This is a genomic window from Mycobacterium adipatum, from assembly GCF_001644575.1.
Taxonomy (GTDB): domain Bacteria; phylum Actinomycetota; class Actinomycetes; order Mycobacteriales; family Mycobacteriaceae; genus Mycobacterium; species Mycobacterium adipatum.
The window spans coordinates 671,776-695,335 of record NZ_CP015596.1 but is presented as its reverse complement, the minus strand read 5'-3'; the positions used below and the strand labels follow the sequence as shown (position 1 = coordinate 695,335).

21 protein-coding genes are annotated in these 23,560 nt (G+C 64.3%); 10 read left to right on the top strand and 11 right to left on the bottom strand.

Annotated features, from left to right (window positions below; all coding sequences use genetic code 11):
• Positions 1 to 107 precede the first annotated feature (107 nt).
• Both A7U43_RS03125 and resB read right to left on the bottom strand, forming a co-directional pair.
• Complete coding sequence (locus A7U43_RS03125; RefSeq protein ID WP_067991007.1) at positions 108 to 2,009, bottom strand: bifunctional copper resistance protein CopD/cytochrome c oxidase assembly protein; 1,902 nt, start codon at positions 2,007 to 2,009, stop codon at positions 108 to 110.
• On the bottom strand, positions 2,006 to 3,604 hold the full coding sequence (gene resB / locus A7U43_RS03120) for a cytochrome c biogenesis protein ResB (protein ID WP_067991006.1): 1,599 nt from the start codon (positions 3,602 to 3,604) through the stop codon (positions 2,006 to 2,008). The genes A7U43_RS03125 and resB overlap by 4 nt, the downstream gene beginning before the upstream one ends.
• 470 nt (positions 3,605 to 4,074) lie before the next feature.
• On the opposite strand from resB, the gene A7U43_RS03115 reads away from it, so the two are divergent.
• From A7U43_RS03115 to A7U43_RS03100, 4 genes are all read left to right on the top strand, one after another.
• Positions 4,075 to 4,452 carry an ArsR/SmtB family transcription factor gene (locus A7U43_RS03115; RefSeq protein WP_067991004.1) on the top strand — a complete coding sequence of 126 codons (378 nt, stop codon included), beginning with the start codon at positions 4,075 to 4,077 and terminating at the stop codon, positions 4,450 to 4,452.
• Positions 4,445 to 6,559: a heavy metal translocating P-type ATPase gene (locus A7U43_RS03110; RefSeq protein WP_067991002.1), complete on the top strand. Its 2,115-nt coding sequence runs from the start codon at positions 4,445 to 4,447 to the stop codon at positions 6,557 to 6,559. The genes A7U43_RS03115 and A7U43_RS03110 overlap by 8 nt, the downstream gene beginning before the upstream one ends.
• Before the next feature lie 30 nt (positions 6,560 to 6,589).
• Positions 6,590 to 6,931 (top strand): DUF3703 domain-containing protein, encoded by a 342-nt coding sequence (locus tag A7U43_RS03105; protein ID WP_067991000.1) that lies wholly within the window; start codon positions 6,590 to 6,592, stop codon positions 6,929 to 6,931.
• Positions 6,932 to 7,529: 598 nt separating this feature from the next.
• A complete protein-coding gene (locus A7U43_RS03100) occupies positions 7,530 to 8,246 on the top strand; it encodes a hypothetical protein (protein ID WP_067990998.1) in 717 nt (238 codons plus the stop codon).
• A 73-nt stretch (positions 8,247 to 8,319) separates the two neighbouring features.
• On the opposite strand, the gene A7U43_RS03095 is transcribed toward A7U43_RS03100, so the two are convergent.
• On the bottom strand, positions 8,320 to 8,544 hold the full coding sequence (locus A7U43_RS03095; protein ID WP_067990996.1) for a DUF2188 domain-containing protein: 225 nt from the start codon (positions 8,542 to 8,544) through the stop codon (positions 8,320 to 8,322).
• A gap of 500 nt (positions 8,545 to 9,044) precedes the next feature.
• Between A7U43_RS03095 and A7U43_RS03090 the strand changes: the two genes are divergently transcribed.
• Positions 9,045 to 9,452: a hypothetical protein gene (locus A7U43_RS03090; RefSeq protein WP_156525828.1), complete on the top strand. Its 408-nt coding sequence runs from the start codon at positions 9,045 to 9,047 to the stop codon at positions 9,450 to 9,452.
• Positions 9,453 to 9,808: 356 nt separating this feature from the next.
• Here the strand turns inward: A7U43_RS03090 and A7U43_RS03085 are convergent, their stop codons facing one another.
• Entirely contained in the window at positions 9,809 to 10,570 is a 762-nt protein-coding gene (locus A7U43_RS03085; RefSeq protein WP_231963508.1) for a hypothetical protein, read from the bottom strand.
• Positions 10,567 to 11,274, bottom strand: a complete 708-nt coding sequence (locus A7U43_RS03080) for a MerR family transcriptional regulator (protein WP_067990984.1) — start codon at positions 11,272 to 11,274, stop codon at positions 10,567 to 10,569. Before A7U43_RS03080 ends, A7U43_RS03085 begins: the two co-directional genes overlap by 4 nt.
• Before the next feature lie 270 nt (positions 11,275 to 11,544).
• On the opposite strand from A7U43_RS03080, the gene A7U43_RS03075 reads away from it, so the two are divergent.
• Positions 11,545 to 12,300, top strand: a complete 756-nt coding sequence (locus A7U43_RS03075) for a hypothetical protein (RefSeq protein WP_231963507.1) — start codon at positions 11,545 to 11,547, stop codon at positions 12,298 to 12,300.
• Between the two features lie 103 nt (positions 12,301 to 12,403).
• On the opposite strand, the gene A7U43_RS03070 is transcribed toward A7U43_RS03075, so the two are convergent.
• The gene (locus A7U43_RS03070; protein ID WP_067990982.1) at positions 12,404 to 12,718 is read right to left on the bottom strand and encodes a helix-turn-helix domain-containing protein; all 315 of its coding nucleotides are present in this window, start codon (positions 12,716 to 12,718) and stop codon (positions 12,404 to 12,406) included.
• Positions 12,719 to 12,770: 52 nt separating this feature from the next.
• On the opposite strand from A7U43_RS03070, the gene A7U43_RS03065 reads away from it, so the two are divergent.
• Complete coding sequence (locus A7U43_RS03065; protein ID WP_156525827.1) at positions 12,771 to 13,367, top strand: hypothetical protein; 597 nt, start codon at positions 12,771 to 12,773, stop codon at positions 13,365 to 13,367.
• 548 nt (positions 13,368 to 13,915) lie between these two features.
• Here A7U43_RS03065 and A7U43_RS03060 read toward each other — a convergent pair.
• The gene (locus tag A7U43_RS03060; protein ID WP_082901996.1) at positions 13,916 to 14,734 is read right to left on the bottom strand and encodes a TnsA-like heteromeric transposase endonuclease subunit; all 819 of its coding nucleotides are present in this window, start codon (positions 14,732 to 14,734) and stop codon (positions 13,916 to 13,918) included.
• A gap of 1,255 nt (positions 14,735 to 15,989) precedes the next feature.
• On the opposite strand from A7U43_RS03060, the gene A7U43_RS29590 reads away from it, so the two are divergent.
• Both A7U43_RS29590 and A7U43_RS03050 read left to right on the top strand, forming a co-directional pair.
• Positions 15,990 to 16,328 carry a helix-turn-helix domain-containing protein gene (locus tag A7U43_RS29590; RefSeq protein WP_156525826.1) on the top strand — a complete coding sequence of 113 codons (339 nt, stop codon included), beginning with the start codon at positions 15,990 to 15,992 and terminating at the stop codon, positions 16,326 to 16,328.
• A 26-nt stretch (positions 16,329 to 16,354) separates the two neighbouring features.
• Positions 16,355 to 16,876: a hypothetical protein gene (locus A7U43_RS03050; protein WP_067990968.1), complete on the top strand. Its 522-nt coding sequence runs from the start codon at positions 16,355 to 16,357 to the stop codon at positions 16,874 to 16,876.
• 66 nt (positions 16,877 to 16,942) lie between these two features.
• On the opposite strand, the gene A7U43_RS29585 is transcribed toward A7U43_RS03050, so the two are convergent.
• On the bottom strand, positions 16,943 to 17,200 hold the full coding sequence (locus tag A7U43_RS29585; protein ID WP_067990965.1) for a helix-turn-helix domain-containing protein: 258 nt from the start codon (positions 17,198 to 17,200) through the stop codon (positions 16,943 to 16,945).
• A 79-nt stretch (positions 17,201 to 17,279) separates the two neighbouring features.
• Here A7U43_RS29585 and A7U43_RS03040 point away from each other — a divergent pair, with 79 nt between their 5' ends.
• The gene (locus A7U43_RS03040; protein ID WP_197499950.1) at positions 17,280 to 19,427 is read left to right on the top strand and encodes a TniQ family protein; all 2,148 of its coding nucleotides are present in this window, start codon (positions 17,280 to 17,282) and stop codon (positions 19,425 to 19,427) included.
• Positions 19,428 to 19,465: 38 nt separating this feature from the next.
• Here the strand turns inward: A7U43_RS03040 and A7U43_RS03035 are convergent, their stop codons facing one another.
• The 3 genes from A7U43_RS03035 to A7U43_RS03025 form a co-directional block, all read right to left on the bottom strand.
• Entirely contained in the window at positions 19,466 to 20,536 is a 1,071-nt protein-coding gene (locus tag A7U43_RS03035) for a TniB family NTP-binding protein (RefSeq protein WP_067990955.1), read from the bottom strand.
• Complete coding sequence (locus A7U43_RS03030; RefSeq protein WP_231963506.1) at positions 20,533 to 22,416, bottom strand: transposase; 1,884 nt, start codon at positions 22,414 to 22,416, stop codon at positions 20,533 to 20,535. Before A7U43_RS03030 ends, A7U43_RS03035 begins: the two co-directional genes overlap by 4 nt.
• A 242-nt stretch (positions 22,417 to 22,658) precedes the next feature.
• On the bottom strand, positions 22,659 to 23,366 hold the full coding sequence (locus A7U43_RS03025; RefSeq protein WP_231963505.1) for a TnsA-like heteromeric transposase endonuclease subunit: 708 nt from the start codon (positions 23,364 to 23,366) through the stop codon (positions 22,659 to 22,661).
• Positions 23,367 to 23,560: the final 194 nt, after the last annotated feature.

The window sequence follows — 23,560 nt, the reverse complement described above, 5'->3', positions numbered from 1 at the left end:
GTCGCGCCGGCTGGCCCGCGCTTCACTACAAGTACTGTCCAGCAGCGTCTTTCGGTGTGAGTCGCGGCTGCTAACGCTGGGAATCACTTTCGATACGGCGCCAGGAATCACTGCAGCGCCGGGTGGGATGCGGACCTGCTTGCGCGCCGCCCCGCCACCGCACTCAACACCGCTGCCGTGATCGCCGCGGCAGCGATGACGGTGTACCCGCCTTGGCGTTGGTCTGCCAGAAGATCGACCGGCCACGGCAGTTGCAGCGACCGGTAGAAGTCGTGTGCGATGACATCGCCGCGGCGCGCCGTCAACACACCGGCGCAAAGATAAGCAGCGAGTGCGCCGAACACCGGAACCCAGGTCGACACCACCGATGTCTGCCGGCTCCTGTTTCGCTGGCCGGAAACCGATTCGAAGAACAGCCACCCACTGCCGAGGACGAACGCGTTCATCAGTAGGTGTGTGGCGTGCCCGCGGACCGCGACATCGAACAGCCCGCCGATCAGCAGCGTCGCGATCCCCGCCCCATACATGGACGATGCGACGACCGGGCGTAGCAACATGCGTGCCAGTGAGGACCGCGCTGCGCCCACCAACCATTCCCGGCGCCCGGGCGGCGCTCCCGGAGCAGCCCTGGGCAACGCGAGCAACGCCAGACGCTCCGGCGCACCGACAACCAGCAGTATCGGCACGATCGTGGACAGCAACACCACGACAATCATGTGGACGCTGAACATCGCCGGCATGTAGGTGCCCAGACCCGACGACGTCGCCAGCAGCAGCGTGGCGCACCCCGAGATCCAGGACCCGGTGCGCCATCGGAGCCACCGACGCCCGCCGCGACGCAGGCGCCACACCGCGATGAGGTACACCGCGGCCATCACGACCGCGGCCGTGCCGAAGAACAGGTCGAAGCGCCACTCTGTCAACAATCGAAACACATTCGGTGATCCTGCCGGGACGAAGCCGATCACCGCCTCAGTCGGGCCAGGTTCGGACTGCGCCACTTGCGGGGGCGGTGTCCGCCCGAGTCCGACCGCGACCCCCACGGCGACACCGAAGACGGCGGCCTCTGAGAGCGCCAGTCGAACCAGAGGGCCACGCGCGGTGGGATCGGACTGCAAAGCCCGAACGCCCGAACGTCGTTGCCTCCAGCCAAGCACCCCCAGGACCGCCAGCGCAGTCAGCTTCGCGGCAACAAGGAGGCCATATCGACTCCCAAAGTCGCTGAATCCCATCCGGATTCCGGCATTGATCACCCCACTGACGGCCATGGCGATAAAACACCACAGCGCAACCGACGAGAAACGCCGAGCTGCCAGGGCAAGATGCTCGCCGCCGCGGATGCCATAAGCGAGCACGGCGAGCAAACCACCCATCCAGAGCGCCCCGGCGCCCAGATGGATCAGCAGACTGTTGGTGGCCATGTCGTGGGCGCCTCCAGAGGAGGCGTGCCCGGACAGACCCACCGGCACCAAGGTCAGCAGCGCAGCCCCCAGCAAGACAGGAGCCCACTTCCAGCGCAGCACCGTGGTTGCGAGGACCGCAACGGTCGCGGCCACGGCGGCGGTCCATCGCCACGCGTTCGTGGTCTCCACCAGCGCGGCGGCACTCCAAATCTGCGCGGGTGTGAGATCTGTGACCGGGCGTCCGGATACGTCGGAGACGGATAAGGCAACCATCAGGGCGGCGCATATTGCCCATATCCCGCAGGCAACCGCCCCCAATCGTATGGCGCGGTAGCCGGACGCATCGAGCACACCGTTGGGCTGAGCGGGTACGAGAAAGGCCGCGAACAGGAACCCGCCGATCGCGATCACGGCAGCGGTCTCCCCCAGCGCACGTACGGCCGGCAGGCCCAGAGTTGTCAGAGGCCCGGAATCGGGCAGACCCGTGGCAGTCAGTACCGCCCCCAGCGACCAGGCGCCGAGGGCAGCGGCGGTCACGGCGGCCACGATCGCCACCGTCACCAGCGTGACCGCCACAACCCGACGCCGCCCCCCGGTGGTCCTCATCGCGGCGTGTCCGCAACGTCGTGGGCGTCAGCCTGGGCGGCGTCGCGCGCATCGGGCACCAGCCGGGTGACCAATCGGTCGAAGTCCTCGCCCCACCCGGCATTGTCGGTGCGCGCCAAGCCTCCCAGTTCGATGCACAGCAACCCAGAACTGTCCGAGTGCACGATCTTGACCCAGACTCTTCGGCGCCGAATGATGAGCGAGATCAGAAGGCCGGTCATCATGGTCATCGCGAAGACCAGGACCCAGATCTGCGCCGGATCATAGGACAATTGCAGGCTGACAAAATCGGTCACCGCATCGAATCGGACGATGGTGCCGTCTTGGAGCCGCACGTGCTCACCGAGACGCAGGTTGACGCGCTCCATCCGCTCAAGGCGTCCCTGTCCGACCATCCGCGGATCCAACGCGAAGATGGATTGCGGCCTGCCCGAGTCCATTCCGGTATCACCTTTGTAAATGTCCACCGCCACCGCGGGGTCATTGGCGGCGGGAAATGCCGACGAGAGAAGCGTGCCGTCAAGTTGCTCTGTTGGGGCCAGCAACCCTTCGATGGCGATCTGATTCTTGCGGCGTTCGTCGGCATCGGGAAAGCTGCGCGCGGGCGGATCAAACCGCATCGCACCCGAAGACAGCAATGTTTGCAGATCCTCGGGCTGCCACTGCAATGTTTGAGTGCGCGACTGCCCGTCGGGGAACGTCACGGTGAACGTCGGGGCGTATCCGTGCCCGAGCAGGTACAACCGCACCCCACCAACCCGGAGCGGATCATTGACCTGCAATCGGTAGGGCTGCCAGACGTTGGCAGTGAGTTCATCCTCGGCTTGGTAGTCGATATCGGCAGCGAATCCCACGGCCTGGCCGTTGGGCAGAAAATCCGCCGTGAAGCCATTGACGCGCACGCACATCGGGAACAGCTCCGTGCCGTCGACTGTCGTGCCCGGCCGGAATGCGTCGAAAGCGGCGGCAGAAGCAGAACAGAACCCCGGGCCGCCGTCGGCGATGACGATGACATTGCCCTCGTAGCCGTAGAGCTTGCCGGCGGCCAGCGACACCAGCAGGCCGATCAGTGAGAAGTGGAAAGCGAGGTTCCCGGCTTCGCGCAGGTACCCGCGTTCTGCTGCGATCTCGATAGTGTCGTCGCCTCGGCGACGGATGACTCTGCGCCACCCGCGCAACGCGGCATGAATGTCGCGTGCGCGGTCGCCCGGATCGCCTGCGGCCAGGACGCTGCGATACTTGGGCAGTCGCGACAGGTTACGCGGCGCGGGGACCGGGATTGCTTTCGCACTGCGGGCGTAGTCGGTCAATCGAGGTGTCAGGCAACCGATTAGTGAGACAAACAGCAGAAGGTAGATCGATGTGAACCACATGCTGGAGAACACGTCGAACACCTGAAACCGATCCAGCCAGGGCCCGGCCCGGGGGTTGTCGGCGATATAGCGCGCGACCGTCGTCGGGTTGACAGGGCGCTGGGGCCACAATGCGCCCGGTATCGCCGCCAACGCCAGCAGGAACAAGAGCACCAGGGCGGTACCCATCGAGGTGAGCCTACGCCACAGCCTGCGCAGGTGGCCCAGGAGGTTTCGCGTCATGTCGACTCAGCGCCCTGGGTTGCCGACGGCGAGGTCTGCGCCGGTCACGCTCACCAGGTGGTCCGTCAACCCAGTTCCTGCTGTCGCACCGCGGGCGCAGTGCTGCTCGGTTCGGTGTCAGTTCGGTCAGCGATCATCGTTGCCGTTGGCGACAGTCCCGCACACCGACGCTGCGCCGCTATCGGAGTAGGCGCTGCGCTGGACCCCGCGATGTCTGCGGTCTGGAACATCCGAGTGCCACCTTCCTGTGCACCGATCAGCCCGCAGGCTCATCAGTGAAACTATCTACTGAGACACTACGTAGATTAGTAGGAGTGTCGCAAACAGCCTCCGTCGGCGGAATCCATACCACATGTGCCGCGTGTTCACGCCAGGGCCGACCACTCCCGCCCGACAACGGGCGGCAGATCGCCAGAAAGGCCGGGCGCCAGCTCTTCCGTGTTCATATCAACATACTTTATTATGTGACTATGACCGAGCCGGTGGACACCTGCGATCTTCTCTGCTTAGACCTGCCTCACGCCGAGCAGATTCGCGCCACGGTGCCCGACAGCGCCACCGTGCAAGCGGCCGCAGCCGCAGCCCGCGGCTTGGCTGATCCCACCCGGCTATCTCTTACCGTCGCGCTCTCGGTCGGCGACGAGCTGTGTGTCTGCGACATGGCGTGGATCATCGGGCTGTCGCAAGGCTTGGTGTCACATCACCTGCGCCAGCTCAAAAATGCCGCCCTGGTGTCCTCGCGCCGCCAGGGCAAGCTGGTGATGTATCGACTGACCGACCGGGGACGCGCACTGACAGCCGCGGTGCTCCCCGGCGTGGTTGCTGAGAGGGAGACAGATTGTGTCTGATGCATGCTGCGGACCCCAGCCCGCTACCGAACCCGACGCCGAACCGGAAAAGCTTTGGCAGGTCCGTGAGTTGCAGCTCGCGACGCTGGGCGCGGTCCTACTGGCCGCGGGATGGGCCATCGGGCAATTCACTTCTCACGGTGTGGTCGCGGCAGTCGAGTTGGCTGCGGTCTGTGCCGCCGCGAGCACATTCGTGCCCAGTGCTCTGCGCAACCTGAGACACGGGCGCATCGGCGTGGGCACGTTGATGACGATCGCCGCGGTCGGCGCGGTCGCGCTGGGCCAGTTCGCCGAGGCCGCGCTGCTGAGCATCTTGTTCTCGGTCGCCGAAGGCCTGGAACACTACGCCGTCGCCCGGACCCGCCGTGGGCTGCGCTCCCTGCTGTCGCTGGTACCGCCCAAGGTCTCGGTGCTCCGCGACGGCACCGAAACCTCAGTATCACCAGATGATCTCGTTGTCGGCGACATCATGGTAATCCGTCCTGGCGAGCGAGCCGCCACCGACGGCACCATCCGGTCCGGTCACACGAGCCTGGATCTCTCGGCGATCACCGGTGAATCAGTCCCGGTCGAAGCCGGACCGGCCAGCCCGGTGTTCGCCGGGGCGATCAACGGCGGCGGAGCCATCGAAGTCGAAGTCAGTGCCGTGGCCGCCGACAGCTCGCTGGCACGCATCGTCCACATCGTCGAAGAAGCCCAGGAACGCAAAGGCGCCGGCCAACGGCTGGCCGACCGGATCGCCCGCCCACTGGTCCCGGCGATCATGGCCCTCTCCGCCCTGGTTGCCGCAGCAGGCGCGGTACTCGGCGACCCCATGCTGTGGCTGGAGCGGGCGCTCGTCGTGCTGGTTGCCGCGTCCCCATGCGCCCTGGCGATCGCCGTCCCGCTGACCGTGGTCGCGGCCATCGGAGCCGCCAGCCGCCAAGGTGCTCTCATCAAAGGTGGTGCGGCCGTTGAAGAGTTGGGGCGCATCAAAGTCATTGCCCTGGACAAGACCGGCACCCTCACCCGCAATCAGCCCAAAGTCGTCGAGGTCATCACCCTGCCCGAAGTCGGCCGCACTGAAGCCTTGATCCTCGCCGCAGCACTGGAGGCCCGCAGCGAACACCCACTGGCACAGGCGATCCTGAACGCCGCCGGTGACACAAAGATCGCCACCGACGTCATCGCCGTGCCCGGGCACGGCCTGCACGGCACCCTCGACGGTCGCCGGTTGCGCCTCGGTAAGCCGTCGTGGGTCCCGCCCGGCGCACTCGCCGGTGACATTGCGCGTTTGCAGACCGCCGGTGCCACCGTAGTGGTCCTCGCACGCGATGACCTCACCGTCGCCGCAATCGCGGTGCGCGATGAGCTGCGACCCGAAGCCGCCGAGGCCGTCAACCTGTTGAAAGACTTGGGTATCACGGTGGCAATGCTCACCGGTGACAACAGCCGCACCGCTGAGGCCGTCGCGGCAGATGCCGGCATCACCGCCGTGCATTCAGAACTACTGCCCGAAGACAAGGCCGCCCTGCTGTCCGGCTTGGCCAAGGGGCGGCCCATCGCCATGGTCGGCGACGGCGTCAACGATGCACCCGCCTTGGCCACCGCCGACATCGGCATCGCCATGGGAGCGATGGGCACCGACGTTGCCATTGAAACCGCCGACGTCGCCCTCATGGGCGAAGACCTCCGACACCTACCCCAGGTACTCGCGCACTCACGTCGCGCCCGGCGAATCATGATGCAGAACATCGCGATCTCCCTGGCCATCATCACGATCCTCATACCGCTGGCAGCCCTCGGAATCCTCGGCTTGGCCACGGTGGTTTTCATCCACGAGTTCGCCGAAGTCCTGGTCATCCTCAACGCCATCCGCGCAGCACGCACCCACACCCTGCCCGGCGTGACAACAGCCCCACACATATCCACCGCACACTCCGTGGACATCGGGCCAGCGCCCACCCACCTCGATGCCACCTGCTGCGGGCCGGTGTCTCCCACACCAACCGCAGCAATCGCACTCAGTCTTGAACTTACCGACAACCCCGCATGCGGTGTACACGGATGTGGCTGCTGCGCACCCGACACGTCAGCGACCGCCGTCAACCGCGCCAACTTGCCGTAACGGGCAAACCGGCGACCGACAGGAGAGTCCATGCCACGGATCAGCCCCCAGGCCGATCGGATCTACCGAGACGAAATGGCGGCCGCCATGCGCGCAACGGACGCGGCGACGCGCTGGCAACACCTGGAGCGAGCGCATATCCTGTCACAACCAGATCCCTGGCGCCACACCTGCAATCACGCCGCCATGCTGGCGCTGGCGCTACGCCAACGTGACCGCCGTGAAGCGTTCGGCCAAGTGGTCCGCCTCATTGTTGCCGCCCCCGGCTCAGTCATGGGGCGTTACCCCGTCGGCAACACCGGCCGCGCCGCTGCCGGCCTCATGACGCCCATGCCGATCCCCGATGACCTCGCAGACGCCCTCACCCGCTGATGTAGCCGAAATCGGTTCCTGCCAAGAGGGGCCATCTCGATCCAAGCATTCGCTAGGACGCTCAGCCGCACCGCCGATAACAACGTATTACGTCGGGCTCTCCCGCTCCGTGCCTGTCGGACGACTTGGAGCACCGCATAAAGAATCAATGCGCCTCGACCGCGCTGCGGTGCTCGGTTTGAGCTCGCGTTCATATTGACCTGTATGGCCGCATATGGAGAATTTCCGACAAGTGAGAAAGATGAGTCCGAGTGCTACAAGCACCTCATTGTCGGTCGCACCAGGTGCCAGTTCGGGTCGCTCAGGCCAATAGGTCACACGTGTCACTCCTATGGTGTCTAATCGGGCAGCAGGGCAGGTAGGGGGCAATGGCAAATAGCACCGATCTCAGGGACCGGTGGAAGATACTTCAACTGCTCGGACCAGTGTTCGAGTTGCTGAACCGGGCCGGCCCGCGCGCCGATATCGACCACCGTGGTTATGATTTCGCGCAATTGGCCTGCGCCTGGTCGACTACGTCGTCCACAACCAGGCGAGCTTGGAGGGCACGGTCGGTCTCGACGCAGCTACCGATCACCTCGCTCAAGCCGCTCGTAGGATGAATCCCAGCGACCCCGCTCGCCCCTACACCAAGGTCGCCCGGCTGGTGTTCAACGCACTTTTCAACGATGGCCGACCACACGACGCCACCTGGATGCACTGCGATGTTGCAAGCGAATACCCTGAACCCGACGTATTCCGGTTCCGTCTGATTCGCATAGTCGACGGGGAGTCGGGCGCGGCGATCACCGCCACCGACGAAGCCATCCTGCTGTATCTACAAGCCCTCAACACCGATGTCGCCGACCGTGCCTTGGCCTTAAAGCTATTGGTAGAGATTCAGATGCAGTCAGGTGAATTCGACAAGGCGCTGGAATCGGCTCGTCAGGCCACCCACACCGCACGCGGTCTCTCGGCGAGCCTGCGTGAACGGCTCTCCGACACCGTGCGCGATGTCGGCACCGTCGACTGGCAGGCAGACATGCCGCTGTGGCTCGACGATGTCCGCACTCAAATCCGCGTCCAGATCGAACGTGACCGCCAACTTCTGCTGCTGCCGGCCCAATCCGGTGACGACCCCGCCGCGGCAGGTGCTTGTCGAGACATCGCCGAGGAGGTCCGCGTCGGCAGCGATGTATGGACCCGGCTGGAACGGCATGTGCTCCGGGCGATCCCGACGTTCCTGGCGGCCCAGGAGGTGCAGCGCTTCCGGCCGCGGGGCTTGGCGGCCGCGATCGACATAAGCAGCTTTGGCGGCACAAGGGAAGATAGATAACCCTCGACCGCACAGCGGTGCAGATCGCCTGCGCTAGGAGCAATCGAACAAAATTCGATGTTATGGTCCGCTGTTAGCCCCTAGGCGGATTCGGGTCGTTGCCGTACGAATTCTTCTCACCGACGGTGCCGTCGAGCTTACGAATGGTGTGTTCCACCCCGCGCTCTTGGGCCATCTTCTTGCCGACTGCCTGCTGCTCGGCCTTCGTACCACCGGCGTGCGCGGCGCGACTGCTGCCCTCTACCTTGGACTTCCACACACCATCATCGTTGTAGGTGCTTACATCCCCTTTGGCCATGTGCCCTCCTCTCCCACAATCATGGCACCGCGAATCCGCAGCCATAAGCAATTGCGGTTTCATGCCGGTTAGGAGAGGAACCACATTCTGGTTGCTGCCGCAGCGGTGCGTTAGCCGACGACGACCGTTTTGCGACCGTGGTTGCTTTCTGACGCGCATTGTCTCAGCTCCCGCTAGCGACGAGCCGGAAGCGACAATGGTCTCCATGCTCATTCCCTTTAGCCACCAGCAGGTTCGACGGCAGCGACGAAGACGTCGGTACAGGAGCCATCGCCCGAGCAGACCGGATGGATAGCACCTGCATGCGCATGGCCCAGGCCATGGGATCAGGAGTGTTCGGCATTAGCCTCGGCGAACATGTCACGCAATCCGGTTTCTACAACGACACCAGCGAATCGCTTAAGCCTCGCCGATAGCGCGTGCGGCCGCGACACCTCATGTCACATCGTCGCGCGCCGTCGCGCGCTGAGGTGTCGGTGTGGACTGCGAGAATGTCGGCCATGACAAACGCCGACGACGTGCCGCTGCAAGTTAGCCTCGATGAACTCGGGCCGGGCGTTGGCGGTTCATGGCTGGTGGTGACCCAAGGTAGCCGTCACGAATGGGACCTGGATGCGATGACGTACATGCGGATGCCTGGCCCCGCCAGCCTGTCCGGTCAGTTCGCCATGGACGGTCAGCGCCTGCGCATCACCCGTGTGGAGCGATGGCCTCGTGTCGGTTTCACGTCGCTGGTGTTCTTCGACGACCCCACGCGCCCATTGGATTACGAGCACTTCAGGCAATCCTCACAGATCGAATCAATCACTCAGATCACCACCACCGATTCGGCCAGCCCACCTAGGAGCCCCACCGGCTACATGCTTCTGGACTCACTCGTTGACGAGAACCCGACCCGCGACAGCTGAGCCCGTTGCATTGGAGCCCTCGACGCGCCCACCATGCGTGACGCATCATGGCGATACCGATGACGGTTTTCGCAGCAGTGGTCGGGCGAGATCAACACCGGTCTCAGCTTAAAACACCGTCCGACCGGGGATTGTCCTTTATGCGGGACTACGGGGCCCTACGTCGACGCATAAATAGTGAGGCCGTAGTTTGTCCGCCCTCGTTCCGGGATGTTGTCGGGCGTGTGGCTTCTCAAACTTCATGTCTACTTGCGGGTTCGCCCGCCGCAACACCTTCCACCAGATAGCTGATGGCCAGGCCGGGCCAGGCCACAGAGGACTTCGTAGCGATCAGGGATCTCAAGGACCACAGCGCCTCAACTGCCCACCAGCACCCGAAGCGCAGCGCGCCCGCGGCGCGCGTTGCGTCCGGTGGCGAGCCAGGACCGGTGGTTTTCGTCTTGGAGCACCTTCCACAGCGCGGTAACCCGCCGGCGGTCGCTGCCGATCATGCGCGCGCGGTCACCGACCGGATCCGTTGCCGCACAAGCCAGCACCGCAGCGTCGTCGAGGTGGCGACTCGTATCCCGCGAGTCCTCGATATAAGCCGCACCCTTGAGCACCAGCGCACCCAGGACATCGGGGACGCTGAGCATCACCGTCGTCTCCCCGGTGTCCATTTCGCAGTTCACCGTCTTGCGCAGCGCCGAGGTGCCGCCGGGGACTGCGAACACGGTTCGCCGCAGCACCTTCGGGTGCCACTTCGGGGGCAGATGGTCTGCGACCATCACGTCAACTGTCTCGGCGCTGTCAGGTCCGCGGACAAACCGGTGCGCCGGACCTTCGCCAACCGGTTCGTGCAGCGCGTACCCGAGCCGTTCCAGCTCGTCGCGCACGCCTGCGAAGGTCGCCGCCCCGGTCTCGATGTGCAGGATCATGTCGACGTCTCGAGTCGGGCGGGTGAGCGCCAATCCCGCGTGCACGGCGTGCAGCTGCACCATCAGCCCGCCCACCAGCGTCCACTGCGTGTGTGGGATGGTCTGCACGATCTCGACGAGCTGCGGCCACGGCGGCGGCCACCCACCCGGCGGTGCGCTGATCTTCCACACCATCCTCTGCGAATCCGGCGGCGCGCTCACCGGGCCTCGTCGAGTCGGCGGACTGCGCGGCCGTCGCGGAACGCGTCGAGCAGATCGTCGAGGACCCGTTCGCCGGCAGCGGCTTCCCTGGTGTCCAGCGACTCGGAAAGGTCCACAGCGACTGCGGCGATGAGCGGGCGATCGAGCGCGTAACCTGCATCGTCGGGGACGACGCGCACGGTGATGTCACCTTCGACGTCGTCGAACAGTCCCAGGCTAGTGACCATGTCATTGAAGTGCCGTGCCGCAACGTAGCCGTCGGCTCCCCGCTCGGCCGGGGACAGATCAAACAGCGCGGCCAGTTGCGGATGGCCGAGCACGCTCACACCGGTCGGGATCAGGCCGGTGTCTTGCCCCCAACCCCGCATCTGGTGCACGCGGGCACGCCCGCGGGCCAGCCACGCCACCTCGGTCGCGCGCGCGCCGCGCAGGCGGTGGCGGAGGCGAGATAGCGCGGCTGAGTCCATCCATGGGGCGTCCTGGCCGGACAGCAGCGCCAGCGCGGCCCAGGCTGTCGCCGCGGTCCACGGCCGTCCGTTGTGGCGCACACGCCCGGCCAACTGGTGCACTGACGCAGCGTCTAGCAGTAGCGTGCGTCCCACCACCCGGGTGGTGGCCAGGACGCCGTTGCTCGCCAGCCGGCGCACCTGCCGCTGGGACACCTGAAGGTGCTCAGCAGCGTCTGCCGCGGTCATCTCCGCCATGCACATATAGTCCCTTATCGGACCTATTGGCGCAATAAGTACATTTCAGACGTCTACCTCCCTGGCTTAGGTGCCCGTGAAGGCGTCCGTGAGCGTGCGCTTCATCTTCTCGGATGACCACCGAAGTCTCCCGCCACATCTCATCGGCAACCTTTTTGCCCGCGCACGCTCCACCGCCGCGCCTGCGGCGACTCCGACGCGGCCGTAGCGATTGCCGATCGCGGGAACCCCGCACGACACGGCACTGTGGGCCTGCCATGCTGGCTCCTCGTGGACGACGACCCTCAGCCCCTCACCGTGGCACAGTCCCGCCAGCGCGGTGTTGATGAGGCCGACGCGGTGGCCGACGTCGTCCTGGATGCTCTGACCGAGTGGCGCTACATCGACAGCGGTGCGCGCTGCACCTGCTCCTGTCATCCTCAGCTCCCCGACAACGACCACCATGACTACGGATTCGCCTGCATCTGCATGCGAACTCTCGAACACAGGCGCAACTCCTTCAAACAAGCGCTCAACGAGGTTCGCGACCTCTGGCAGTCCCCGGACAGCGAACAGGCCCGTAACGCCCGCCAGGCTGCCGAGGCCGCGCTTCAGGACTGGCTGACCGAGCACCCCGGTGTCGCTGTTCACAGTCACGGCGGCTCGATGCCCGAACAATGGCGCGGCAACGTCGACGGGCACAGCTTCTACTTCCGCGAACGCCACGACGACTGGCACATCGAAATCGACCTACGCCCCACCGGCCACTTCAGTGAGGTGCTAAACGGCCACAACATCGATGGCAGAACCCAGACCCGCCGACAGGCAGTCCAGCAAGGCGACATCATCGCCACCGGCACCATCGACGCCGAGGGCTACGGGACCACCGTCGTGCAGCGAGCACAGTTCATCGTGACCACCATCCGCGATCACCCCAAAAGGACGTCCTGCACACACCACGCCGACAAACTGGACGCGATCACCGCCGCCCTCGGAGCAAGCGTCGACTGGTGTCCAACGTGCGGAATCCGCCTGCCCGCGCGTTGATCTAGGTGTTGCGGAACTTGCGCGCCGCGCAGAACGCTGCCGCGAAGTCCTCATACTCAGCTGACATCCATTCCCGGGGCCATCACCGCGCAGCGGGGATTGCTTAGCCGTCCAGGTAAGCATCGAGTTCGACGAAGTGCAGCAGCCGTTGGCGCATCGTGTCCATGGCCGATCCGTTCGTCGATCGCACCGCGCACTGCACCCGGTCGGCGACGGTCGTCCCTGTCAGTTGAGCGACCGTGCAGCCAAGAGCATCGGCAATCTGGATGATCTCGGTCGTCTTCGCCGGCCGCCCGCCCGAAAGGATGCGGCTAAGGGTCGGTTGCGAGATTCCGGTGCGGTCGTGAAGTGCTCGTTGGGACAGGTTCGCTGCTTGGCGGGCGCTTTCGATCGCCGCGACCATCTGCGCCTTTGCCATCGGAAACACCTCCTGATCTGATCTCCGATTATGATTCACGTTCAGCGTGCGGATGCCGCTGTTGACCAAAGATGCCCCGCGCCCTGCTCGGCCCGGAGAGGTGATCACCGATGCTAGACGCCGCGAAATACATCCGACGTGGAAGTCGGCGGAGGCCTTTCGGTGGTTCCTCGGTGACATGAACGAGTTCTGGCAGAGCACCGAAGGTCAGCGGCTGCGGGCTGCCCAGCAGACCGACGAGGCCGAACTGCAGTCGTGGCTGGCTGATCAGCCCGGTGTCTTGGTGTACGACCACGGCGGCCATGCACCCGCGCAATGGCGCGGTGAAGTCGACGGATACAACTTCGCCTTCCGCGTGCGCGACACCGAATGGGACATCGAAATTGGCCTGCGCCCGAGCAGACGCTTCAGGCGCGTGGTTGACGGCACCAATGATGACGGCACCACCCGCTATCGGCTCGACGAGATCATCGAGGGCGGCATCATTGCCACCGGAACAACCAGCGCGGCGGGCTACAGCGCAGACCTGCGGGAGAGGGCGGCGTTCATCGTCACCACCATCCGGAATCATCTGCGGTGCAAGCGGGTCGACGAGGTCGGCAGGTTGGTTGCCGAGCGCTCGGCGGAGCTCAATCAGCGACTCTCCTAGGACCTCAGCATGGACTACTCCTACCGGCTTGACTGGTCGCTGGCGCACCACGAATCCGGCGGTGGCGGGATGTGATGGCGGACGGATTGCCCACCCAAAGCTGGTCATGACAACGGACTTACACCAACTCATGCAAGAGCGGCCGATCCGAGGCACCGATACGCACTTTCGTGCGCTCGGGCTCTCCCATGCATCTTTAGCCCGCGGCATCCTGCTCGCGCCCCACCCCGCGACACTCGCAGGTCTGCCCGTGCTCCACGTCGGGTGCGGAGCGGGTTTGATCACCGGTGCACGGTCGGCGGGTCAGCCCCATGAGCCGGCCCGCGACCATCGCTCGACACGAGTGCCGGGAATCGATACACGGTCCACCGAAAACTTGTCGGAAGGGCTCGCACAGACTGGACTCGCGTGCAGGACAAGGCGTCCAGGTCCCACATGTGTTGGCTGCCTTGGGACAACCAGCCGCACGTCACCCATTGCCGCGTCGAGTTCCTCCACGGTCGTGGGGTGGATGCATCCGCAGTATCAGGGTTTTCGTGCCAACTCATTCATGGGCATTTCCCCTCGCTCGCAGGACAGTCGGTTGCTGATCCACTCGGAAGGTCAACGTCGCAGCAGTCGGAGGCAACGAGAAACGTGTCGTCGTGGATGCGCGCGTTCAGGTCGACCGACACATAGTGAGTCCACAGGAGCTGCATCAGAGCGGCGTACGCGATATCACGCTCGCCGTCGACACACGCTATGGCTTCCCCGATGGTCATGCCAATGAGGTTGAGAGATCGTAGCTGTGTCAACGCGGTGTGCAGTGTTACCGGGCACCTTCGGCACCCGGCAAGCATGTGCACGTTGTGGAAGAACGCAGGCGGCGGTTCGCTGATCACGTCCAACGTCCATTGGCGAGTTGCCAGAGCTATTCGCATCCAGGCGTATGTGTCGCGTGACCGAGGTGATGAGCGTCGCTCGGAGGGCGCTACGTCGAGCACTACAGGTCCGCTCGTTGTCGTGAGGAAATAGTCGGGGACGTAATGTCGGCGCGCACCATCCACAGTAGCGTGAAGCTGAAATGGCTGGGCCACAATGAAAGTCACTGATGGGTCGAAGTCGGCGAGGATGAGACACCGCAACTGCAGGCGTGACTCGTAGATCACCTGTGTTGATGTCGTCGCCGAATAGTAGGCGCCCGAGTGGTACTCGTAGCCAAAGAGCCATCGCGAGGTGCGCCACGGTAGTCCACTATCGGCTAGCAGCTCCGGCTCGGCTTCGCTGATTGGGATGCACAACGGTGCCTCTTGGTCCTTTATCCGGAGGTGCACCCGCACATCAGAAACGTTCGGGGGCGAGCCATCATCATTTTTCAGTGTTCGCATTGGATGATCTCCGCTCCTAGGACCTTCCTCACGGTCAGCGTGCTAGCCGGGGGAATGAGCGGCTAGTGACCTCACGCAACCGACACCAACGTGAGACGGTCGAGTGCTGGGATGGTGACTTGATTTGCGCTGTGCTGCATATATTTTCCGTCACAGGTAATGTTCCCCATGCCGATAAGCTCGGGGTACGTCCTGAAACAGCTTCCATCACAAAGCCTCCACAACGCGCCCAGGTTCGTCCGCGGGCGTCGAACAAACGTGGTGGTGTCGATGAGCACCCTCAGACAGGTCGGCAGGCGCGCCACCCTCCGCATCAGCGAGGCCGGAATGCCCGTACTCTCGCTGGTCCGCATTGATCCGCTTGCGTGCAGGCTGCCTCGCGGACCCTTGACGGACGAAGCTTCGAGCGGGCCTATCTGTCGGTGAGGCGATCGCGCGGGTCCTAGATCGAGCCGGTGAGGATCGCCCGCCCCGGCAAACACCGGCGATCTCAGTCCGCGGTTGCACATACAGTTTGGCGACGGGTGGACCCGCATCGGTGATCACGGACTCTTCGCCCGCCGCGGCCCGGTCCACGAAATCGGCCACCCGCGGACCCACGTCGCCAGGCTCGGCGGCCTTCATGAGGCCGGTCTAGCATGCGACGTCGGTGCTCCTCCACACAACGAGGCCAGCCTGAGCGTTGTGGGGCGAGCATAGCTCGAAGGCTGGACCGCGTTCGCCACGAACACTTTTCACGATCAGATCCGACGGATGGCGCATAGCCCACCATTCATGACTGCCGGACACGTCAGCGTGCGCAAACTGCCGCGCTGTGAAATACGCGTCGCTCATGGGATATTGGATCGTGATTTTGGAATTTCTTTTATTGGCAAATTTTGAGGCTATTTCAGTCAAGCCCCAAGGGTAATTTAGTGTACCGATTGATATTGCATTCTGATGAGACAAATTGACACGTTCGAGCAAATTGGGTCTATTCAAGTTTATCGGCTGCGGGTAGTTACGATTCGCCGAGCCGACCGTCAAGAGCCGGGCTCGAAGTTCGTGATGTCGCATGACGTGTATCGCGCGCAATAGCCATAATTCAGGCGTGTAGGTCGCGGCGTAACGATTCGGCGACACACGGCCGCAGCCGTAGTTGTCGGCGTGGCTATCAGGTGCATAATGTAGTGCAAGCCCGACTTTGAGCTAACGTTGTTCCGGGCTACCATTTCGTGCATCAGAGCGACTATTCGTTGGCAGAAAGGACGTCGCGATGCGTGAATACGAGCTCGTACGTAAGCCGCTGAAAAATGCGTCGGAGTCCGAGCCAGGCCCGGCTACCATATTCTTTTCAGAGAAATTTAATGAGCTCCTTCGATGTACCGAAGCCCGTGATGTCGAAACGGGGCAAACACGAAAAGCTAAATGCACGTCGTTGGCGGCTGCGTTGAAGCGCCGGTGCCGCGGGAAGGTACCCACAGGGTTGTCGCAGGCCAATCTGTACAGGTTTACCGAGGCAAAGGCCACGCCGAACATCGAGACCGTCTACGAGCTCGCCAGGGTGCTCAACGTGTCCCCCCGAGAGTTCCTGCCCGATCGAATCATCGACTAGACCCACCAATTACCGGAGCACCCACCATGACCTCACGTGCAGGCGACGAGAGCACTACCGCAGAAGGTGTCGGCGCCGGTCAGCCCGCACCGCCCGGTGACCTGGAGCTCGCCGGGATGGAAATCCCCGAAGATGCCGGCGATCATCGCGACGCGCTTATTGACATCTTGTCGCGCATCCCGCCGCATTGGGGACGGTGGATCGACTGCGAAGCAGGTTGGTTCCCGCTCATCGTCGAACTGCACGGACAGCTGCTGGAGCTCGACCCCAATTATGTCGTGCGACAAGTCAAGGAGAAGTTCGGCTCGCTGCGCTACTACGCAGGTTCCTCGATCGCTGATCCCGTTGCCCAGCAGCGCTTTTCCACTTTGTTGGAGATCGCGGAACGCTTCTCCACCACGGTGTGCGAGGTGTGCGCCAACCCGGCGCGGTTATCGGTGTCCAATGACTCGGAACCGTGGCATAAGACGATCTGCACCACCTGCGCCCAGAATGTTGCCGCCAATACTGGCCGCGTATTCCGTCCACACGTGCCCCCACCGCGATGAACCACACCGGCGCATCATGGGCCGTCAGGCGCCGACATCGGGTGCCGGACGGTCACCGCGGCGCTGTCATGCGTCGGCGAACAGATCGACCACCGGCAGGTCCAATGCCTCCGCGATGTCGAACAACCGCTCGTACAACAGGCCTTGGCGGCCCAACTCGACGTCGATCAGCACCGTCCGGTCCACCCCGCTGCGGTCGGCCAGCTGCTCCTGTGTCAGCCCCCGCTCCTTGCGCAACCGGCGGATGGCTCCCCCGACAGCCTGGCGGTGGTGCGCCCATTGCTCGATGCGGCGGGGATCGTGTCGGCTCGGTTGGGTCGGCATCTACACAAGAAGTAGGCATAACAGCCGGAATGTCTGTAGGCCAAGCCCGACATTCGTGATCTTGGCAGGAGATGATGCTGTGACTCCCGTCCCATCCACGCCATCGCGCCGGATCCGCACCCTGCCGGTCCGCGTCGCACCTCTGCCGGGTGAGGCGCTCGATTCGTGGTTGGAGGCGCTCGCTGCGCGCAGCCCCGCGGCCTGGGGGGATCTGCTTGACTCCATTGGCCTGCGTGACCACCCCGACGGCACCGGACGGTCGCGACTTCCTGTCGATATGCCATCGGCGGAGACGGAGTCGCTGTCGACGGCCACCGGTGTCGACACCGAGGTGCTGCGCGCCATGCTGCGCACGGGCCTCAGTCTGCAGGCTGCCGGCGATGATGCGGGATTGCGGGACTTCACCCTGCCCGGATCGCGGTACTGCCCGGCCTGCCTAGCCGATACCGGCGGACGTTGGATGTTGTGGTGGCGCCTGCGGTGGGCCTTTGCCTGTCCCACACACCGGTGCCTGCTCGCCGATGACTGCCCGCAGTGCAAGCGACAACAGCGCACACGGGCGATACCGATCGAGGCCGTGCCAGTGCCCGGGCGGTGCGCACTTCCCGGTGGCGTCGGTCGGAGTTCGCCGCGCTGCGGCGCCGACCTGTCCGCCGCGAAAACACCGCGTCTCCCCAAGGCCCATCCCGCACTGGAGGCGCAGCAGGCAATCCTTGCCGTCGTCGCAGCGGGGTGCGCCGCCGAGGGCGTCTACCGGGAGGCGCCGGTGACCGCCGCGCAGTATCTTCGCGACCTGACTGCTCTCGGGATGCGCGCCCTGCGCTATGCCTCAGCAGCCGACCTGCAGGCCGTCGGTATCGGCCGCACCAACCGGGACCCGCTGCGCGCGGTGGTCGAGTCGTCAGCCGCCGATCGGCTGCATAGCGCCGTGCCCTCACCGCCCACGGCCGCGCAGACCGCCGTAGCCGCGTGCGCCGCAATCCCGGTACTCGCCGCCGACTCGGTGCCCGCAGCCGGCGAACACCTCCGGTGGCTGATCACTTCATCGCGCGCGCAGGGACTCGCCGTCTCCCCCACCAACATGACTTGGGCCCACGGCACCAGTGACACCCTCACCAGCGTGCAACTCGCCGCCCTCACTCCCCACCTCGGGCACGCCCTTCAGGTCCGCCTCCGCTGTCACAGCCCTCGCCCGCGGCCCGCCCCGCAGTGCGTGCCCCCCGTGCACCGCTCGCTGCCGGCGTTGTTTTGGTACCGCTGGGCCGTTCCCGTGGCGGACACCCCCGTCGGTTTCGAGCACCTGCGTTTGGGTCTCAGCGCGGCCGTCGCGCTCGCCGCCGGCCACCGTCAGCTCGATCAGGCCTGCCGCAGCCTGGACACAATCAGCACCGGCAAGCGGGCCTCACGGGTACTGCAGGCGTTGGCGGCGCGTCCGGATTGGCCGGACACGGCCGTGATGCTGGGTGCCATGGCCGATCTGCTCGCCGAACATCCCGCGCCGATCGACTACGAACGCCGCCGGAACCTTTCGACCGGCACTCTGCTGCCGGAATCGCTGTGGCACAGGATCTGCCGTGACATCGGCTTCACACCAGGCAGCGGGCTTCGGATCCGCTTCATCCGGTGCTGGCTCTATGAACGGATCACCGGCTCGCCCGCCCGGTTGTGCGCCGAAGCGGTAAACACCAGCGCATTCCGCGCCGTCGTCGCCGATATGCCTCGGGTTCTGTATCCGGAGATGGTGATCGCGCTCGACGACGCCGCGCGCCAGTTCCTCGATGACAACGGCCTTGGCGATGAGCCGCTGCGCTGGTCGCCTCCCGCTCACGCCCTGCCCGGTTGGATGAGCCGCAATCCGGTCGACACCGCCCTTGATATCGCCGCTCTGCACACGCTCGTTCAGCCGCGCGACTGCCGTCTCGGTGCCGTCTCGGAACGACTGAGCGTGCCCATCGAGTTGGTCCGGGAAGTGCTCAACGACCAACCGGCGCCCCGGCCCGTGCAGACTGCGGCGCAGCGCCGCGCCGCCGGGGCCGTCACGGCCGACGCCCGAAAGCGCCTGACCCGTGAGTACTTCGCGGAGCTCTACCTCAATCAACAGCTGTCGCTGAAGACGATCGGTGCGATGGTCGGTGTCTCGCGGCAAACGGTGGGACGGCTGGCCCGGGTCTACGACATTTCCCTGCGGCCGCCGTCGGTGGGACGCCCGCCCGGTGCACAGCGATGAGAACTTCGCTACCCGTGGACACCGCGCGGGCACCCCACTCAGCCGGGGTAGCAGTCCCGCAACAGCTTCGCCGTCTGCCTGCGCTCGGTCTCGGCAGCCACGTCGATCCGCACCTGGTCCAACAGCCCTTCGGTGAGTCCCTCCGCACCGGTACGGACCGCACGCGCACACCCCCGGGTGATCAGGCTGATCAACGAACCCATGTACCCGGTGCTGCGGTCAAACAAATAATCGCTCAGGGAACGCGCCAATGTCCCGTCCACGTGGTTGGGCAACACCAGCTTGCGCTCAATGGCTTTCACCACCGTGCGCCACTCCCGCCGCTGAGCGGGTTCCTTGTCCCCGAACGGATTCAGCGCGTATCTAGTGGTACGCCGAGCAGTCGGTCCCAGGACCGCCTTGCCGAAAGTGCGGCCCTGCTTGTAGAGACCAAGGTCGGTCAGCCCCACCCCGACCAGCAGCATGCTGATCGGGAAGTCGTTGGCCAGATACTTCAATTGATTGCTGACCTTCGTTCCGTCGGCGGACTCCCACCGCAGGAAGTGCAGATCGTCGATGATCAGCAGCCGCACCTCACAATCGAGAAAAACATCGAGCGCGCGGCGGGCGAAATCGCCCGCGCTGCCCCGCAGACGCCCGGCATGATTGAAATAGTGCAGCAGCGACCCGTTGAGGTCGCGGACCGTCGGATTTCCGCTGAGGGTGACCCGCACGACCGGGTGCCGTTCATGCCCATAGTCGGTGAGGGCGCCGTTCTCCAAAATCTCACGCTGGTGAAACTCTTTGGCGAACAGTTCCACCGCGGTGCTCTTGCCCAGATTCGAGTCACCTTCGATTGCGACCGCGCCCTTGGCGCGGGCACCGTCTTGGGCGTTGCTGCCGATGGTGTCCCACAGCTGCTCGTGAAGCGCCTCAAGTGCCAGGGTGCGCAACACGCCCATGTTGCCGTGCCACAGCCGTCGCTCTTTGTTGTAGTCGGCAAGCTCAGATCCGCTCATCCGCTGGATCTTTCGCATGGTCAGCAATGCCGGTCGTTTCTGCGGTGGGGCGGCGACGACCCTCTGCCAGCCTTCCTTCGTGCCGATACTGAGGTTCTGCATGTCGCTCATGACCACTCCAGATCCTCGTCAAGGAAATCTTCTTCCACGTCGTCGTCGGGGTCGTCGTCGTCGCTGAGTTCCACCTCGCGTGGCGCCCGTGCCGTCACAGCGGGTTGGTCCTCAGGTTTCGGGACCGACGTCAACGCCGCCACAACCTCGGCATCAGACTCTGCTTCCCTGCTCAGGTCGGCGTCGTGGCGTGCCATCCGCAGTGCGATACGACGGTCGGCGGGGCTATCGCCCAGGCGGATGTTCCACCGCGTCATCAGCTCATCCAGCGCGGTCTCCTCCTCGATAAACCCGTCGCGGCGCAGCACATGCGTGCGGGTGAAGCGCAATGCCTCATCACTGAACGGCATGGGATACCGGGTGGCGTGCTCCCAGGTCAGCGTGTGCCATTCCCGCGTGTCGGGATGTTTGATGTAGCAACGCGACACATCGTCGGGATCGACGTGAATCGGCCACTTATTGGCCAGCTTTCCCCGATACGGGCTCGGCATGGTGGCCAACTCGTTGAGGATGTTGTGCTGGCAATCCCCGTACTTCAAGGTGGCGCGCTTGATGCCGAAGTGCTGAATGACGTGGGGTTCTACCTGGAGGAACTCGTAGGCCAGCTGCGGATCCCGCGGCACCTCAATGTAACCGGCGCGTGCCAGGCCCTGGGAATACATCATCGAGGGCGTGATCAACCTCTTCTTCGTCGGCAGGCCGGGATCGATGAGCCCGTCGTGCTTGCGGTGGTGGTAGACCGTGGCGACCCACTCGTCGAAGATCGCTTCCAGTTGGTCGATGTACAGGCAGGCATGGTCTTCCACATCAAGACCGCGGGAGTTGATGTCGGGCCCTTTGTAGCCGGGTAGGTATTGCAGGAGCTTCTCGCGGACGGTGCCGAAGAATCTCTCCAGGGGTCCTTTGTCTCGGCCCATTCGCACGCGTGCGGGTTGAATGGATATACCCAGCCGCTGGCAGACGCTGTTGAGGTGATCGGATACGTAGATCTTGCCGTGGTCGGTGATGATGGTCTCGGGGTTGATCGCCGGGCCTGAGGCGCCCTTGCCGGCGCGGTCGAACTGGTCCGGGTCGATCAGGACTTCCCGTGGCACACCGTGTTCTGGCCACACCGCATAAGGGGGCCACCGGTCGTGTGCCGGCTTGGGACGCATCGTCTGGTAGAGCACCGCGGCGGCGTCGACAGCCTTAGTCGACACTGGCGTCATGCGGCGTCCGACGACGCATCGGGTGTACCAGTCCATCGCTACGGTGAGCTCGACCCGTACCCAGCGCAGAGTTTTCGGGTCGAGGGCGAACACGTCGAGGGCGGTGGTGTCGAGGATCAGGTACTCCCCCGGCCGCGTCGGCCGCAGCTTGCCGTGCGGCTTTTTCGACCGGGCAGCGATGTCGCGGTTGCGTTTCGTGGTCCCGCCGAAGGTGCGGTGCTGCTTATCAAGCCAATTCAGCTCCCGGTAGGCGGTGGCCTGGGAAGGCAACTCGACCGCGCCGGGACCGAACCACAGCTCCAGCCGCTTGGCGGTCTGCAAGATGATCGCTTTACGGGACGGTTTGGATTCGTTGGTGTGCTCGACCATGATCTGCAACGCCGTCTGCACCCAACGCTGATCGGTCTTGCTGGAGCCCTGCCACCGCGCTGAGGCCAGGCCCGCTTCGCCGTGCTGCTGGTAGGCCCTGGCCAACCGGCGAACATGCCGAACCGTGTATCCGAGCTCCTTGGCCTTCGCGGCGTACCTGCTTAGCAGGGGCTCGCTGCTCGCGTACTCCGGTCGCGGTTCGTCGGCTTGCCTCAGTTCGGCACTACCGGAGCGGTAGCCGCTGAGCATCTCCCGGATATGGTCACAGCGTTTGCGGATCTCCCGCGTCTGTACTGCAGTCAAGGAAGCCAGGATCACCGACGCAGGGTCGAGGTCGTCGTTGGATGACGGGCCTGTAGTTGTTGGAATGATCTGCGCCCGGACGCCTTCGACCAGAGTCACCAATGACAGTCGGACTACTGAGCCGGGCGCGCTGAGAAGAACGTCAGTCCCGGCTGCGGTCGGAAGTAGCTCAGTGACAGTGTAATTCTGGCCGTCGTAGCGGCAGCGGGTGCCAATCTCGATGCGGCACCGGGCGGGGTCCGTCATGATGCGCTCCTAGTGATGAGAATGCTTCGGTCGGTGAGAACAGCGTTGAGATCGGTAGAGACTTCGTGGGTCCACAACATGTGCAGCAGCGCTGATCGCGCCAGCGGTGGCGGGGCGTGCCTCACCTGTCGAAGTGCGTCGCCGAACGACCCGTTGCGCAGGTTCATGCTGCGTAGCTCGTTCAAAGCGTCGGCATTGACGTAGCGGGAACGTCGGTACCCGGCAAGGAATCGGACGTTCTCCATCAGCACCGGTTCTGGCTCACTGGCGATCTCGAAACGCCAACCCAAGCATTCGATTGCGCAGCGCACCCAGGCGAATGTGTCGATGTTCTTGGGCTTGTCGAGTTGGTCACGTGGCTTTACCGCGACCACGACCGGGCCATCACAGGTGTTGAGAAAGTAGTCGGGAATGTGCCGTCGGCGTACCCCGTCGACTTTGGCACGCAGGAGAAAAGGTTGCGCCACAATGTGGCTCACCTTCATGTCAAAGTCGGCGAGAATCAGGCGAGACAGCTCCAGACGCGACTCATAGATGACCGAACTGTTCTCGGTCGCCGTCCAATATGTGCCCGAATAGTGCGGCTGGCCGTAGTACATGCGGAACGTTCGCCACGGCACCGCCTCATCCAGCATGGCCGGCTTCGCACTCGACATGCCGACGCGGGCAACGTCGCCCGACTCCAGCCGTATGTCTAGCGTCATATCGTCAGGCTCAGACGACGACAACGTTGTTCGTAGTTTGGTAGTCACGGGTAGGCACTCCGCTCATAAGGGGGACAGATGAGCTGATGGTGCGATGCTTAGTACGGGGTGACTACTGCCTGAACGCGATCGACACCGCCGCGTTACCGAGTCAGCATTTCTCTGTGACGCGAATTTCTCTCAACCCCAGTACT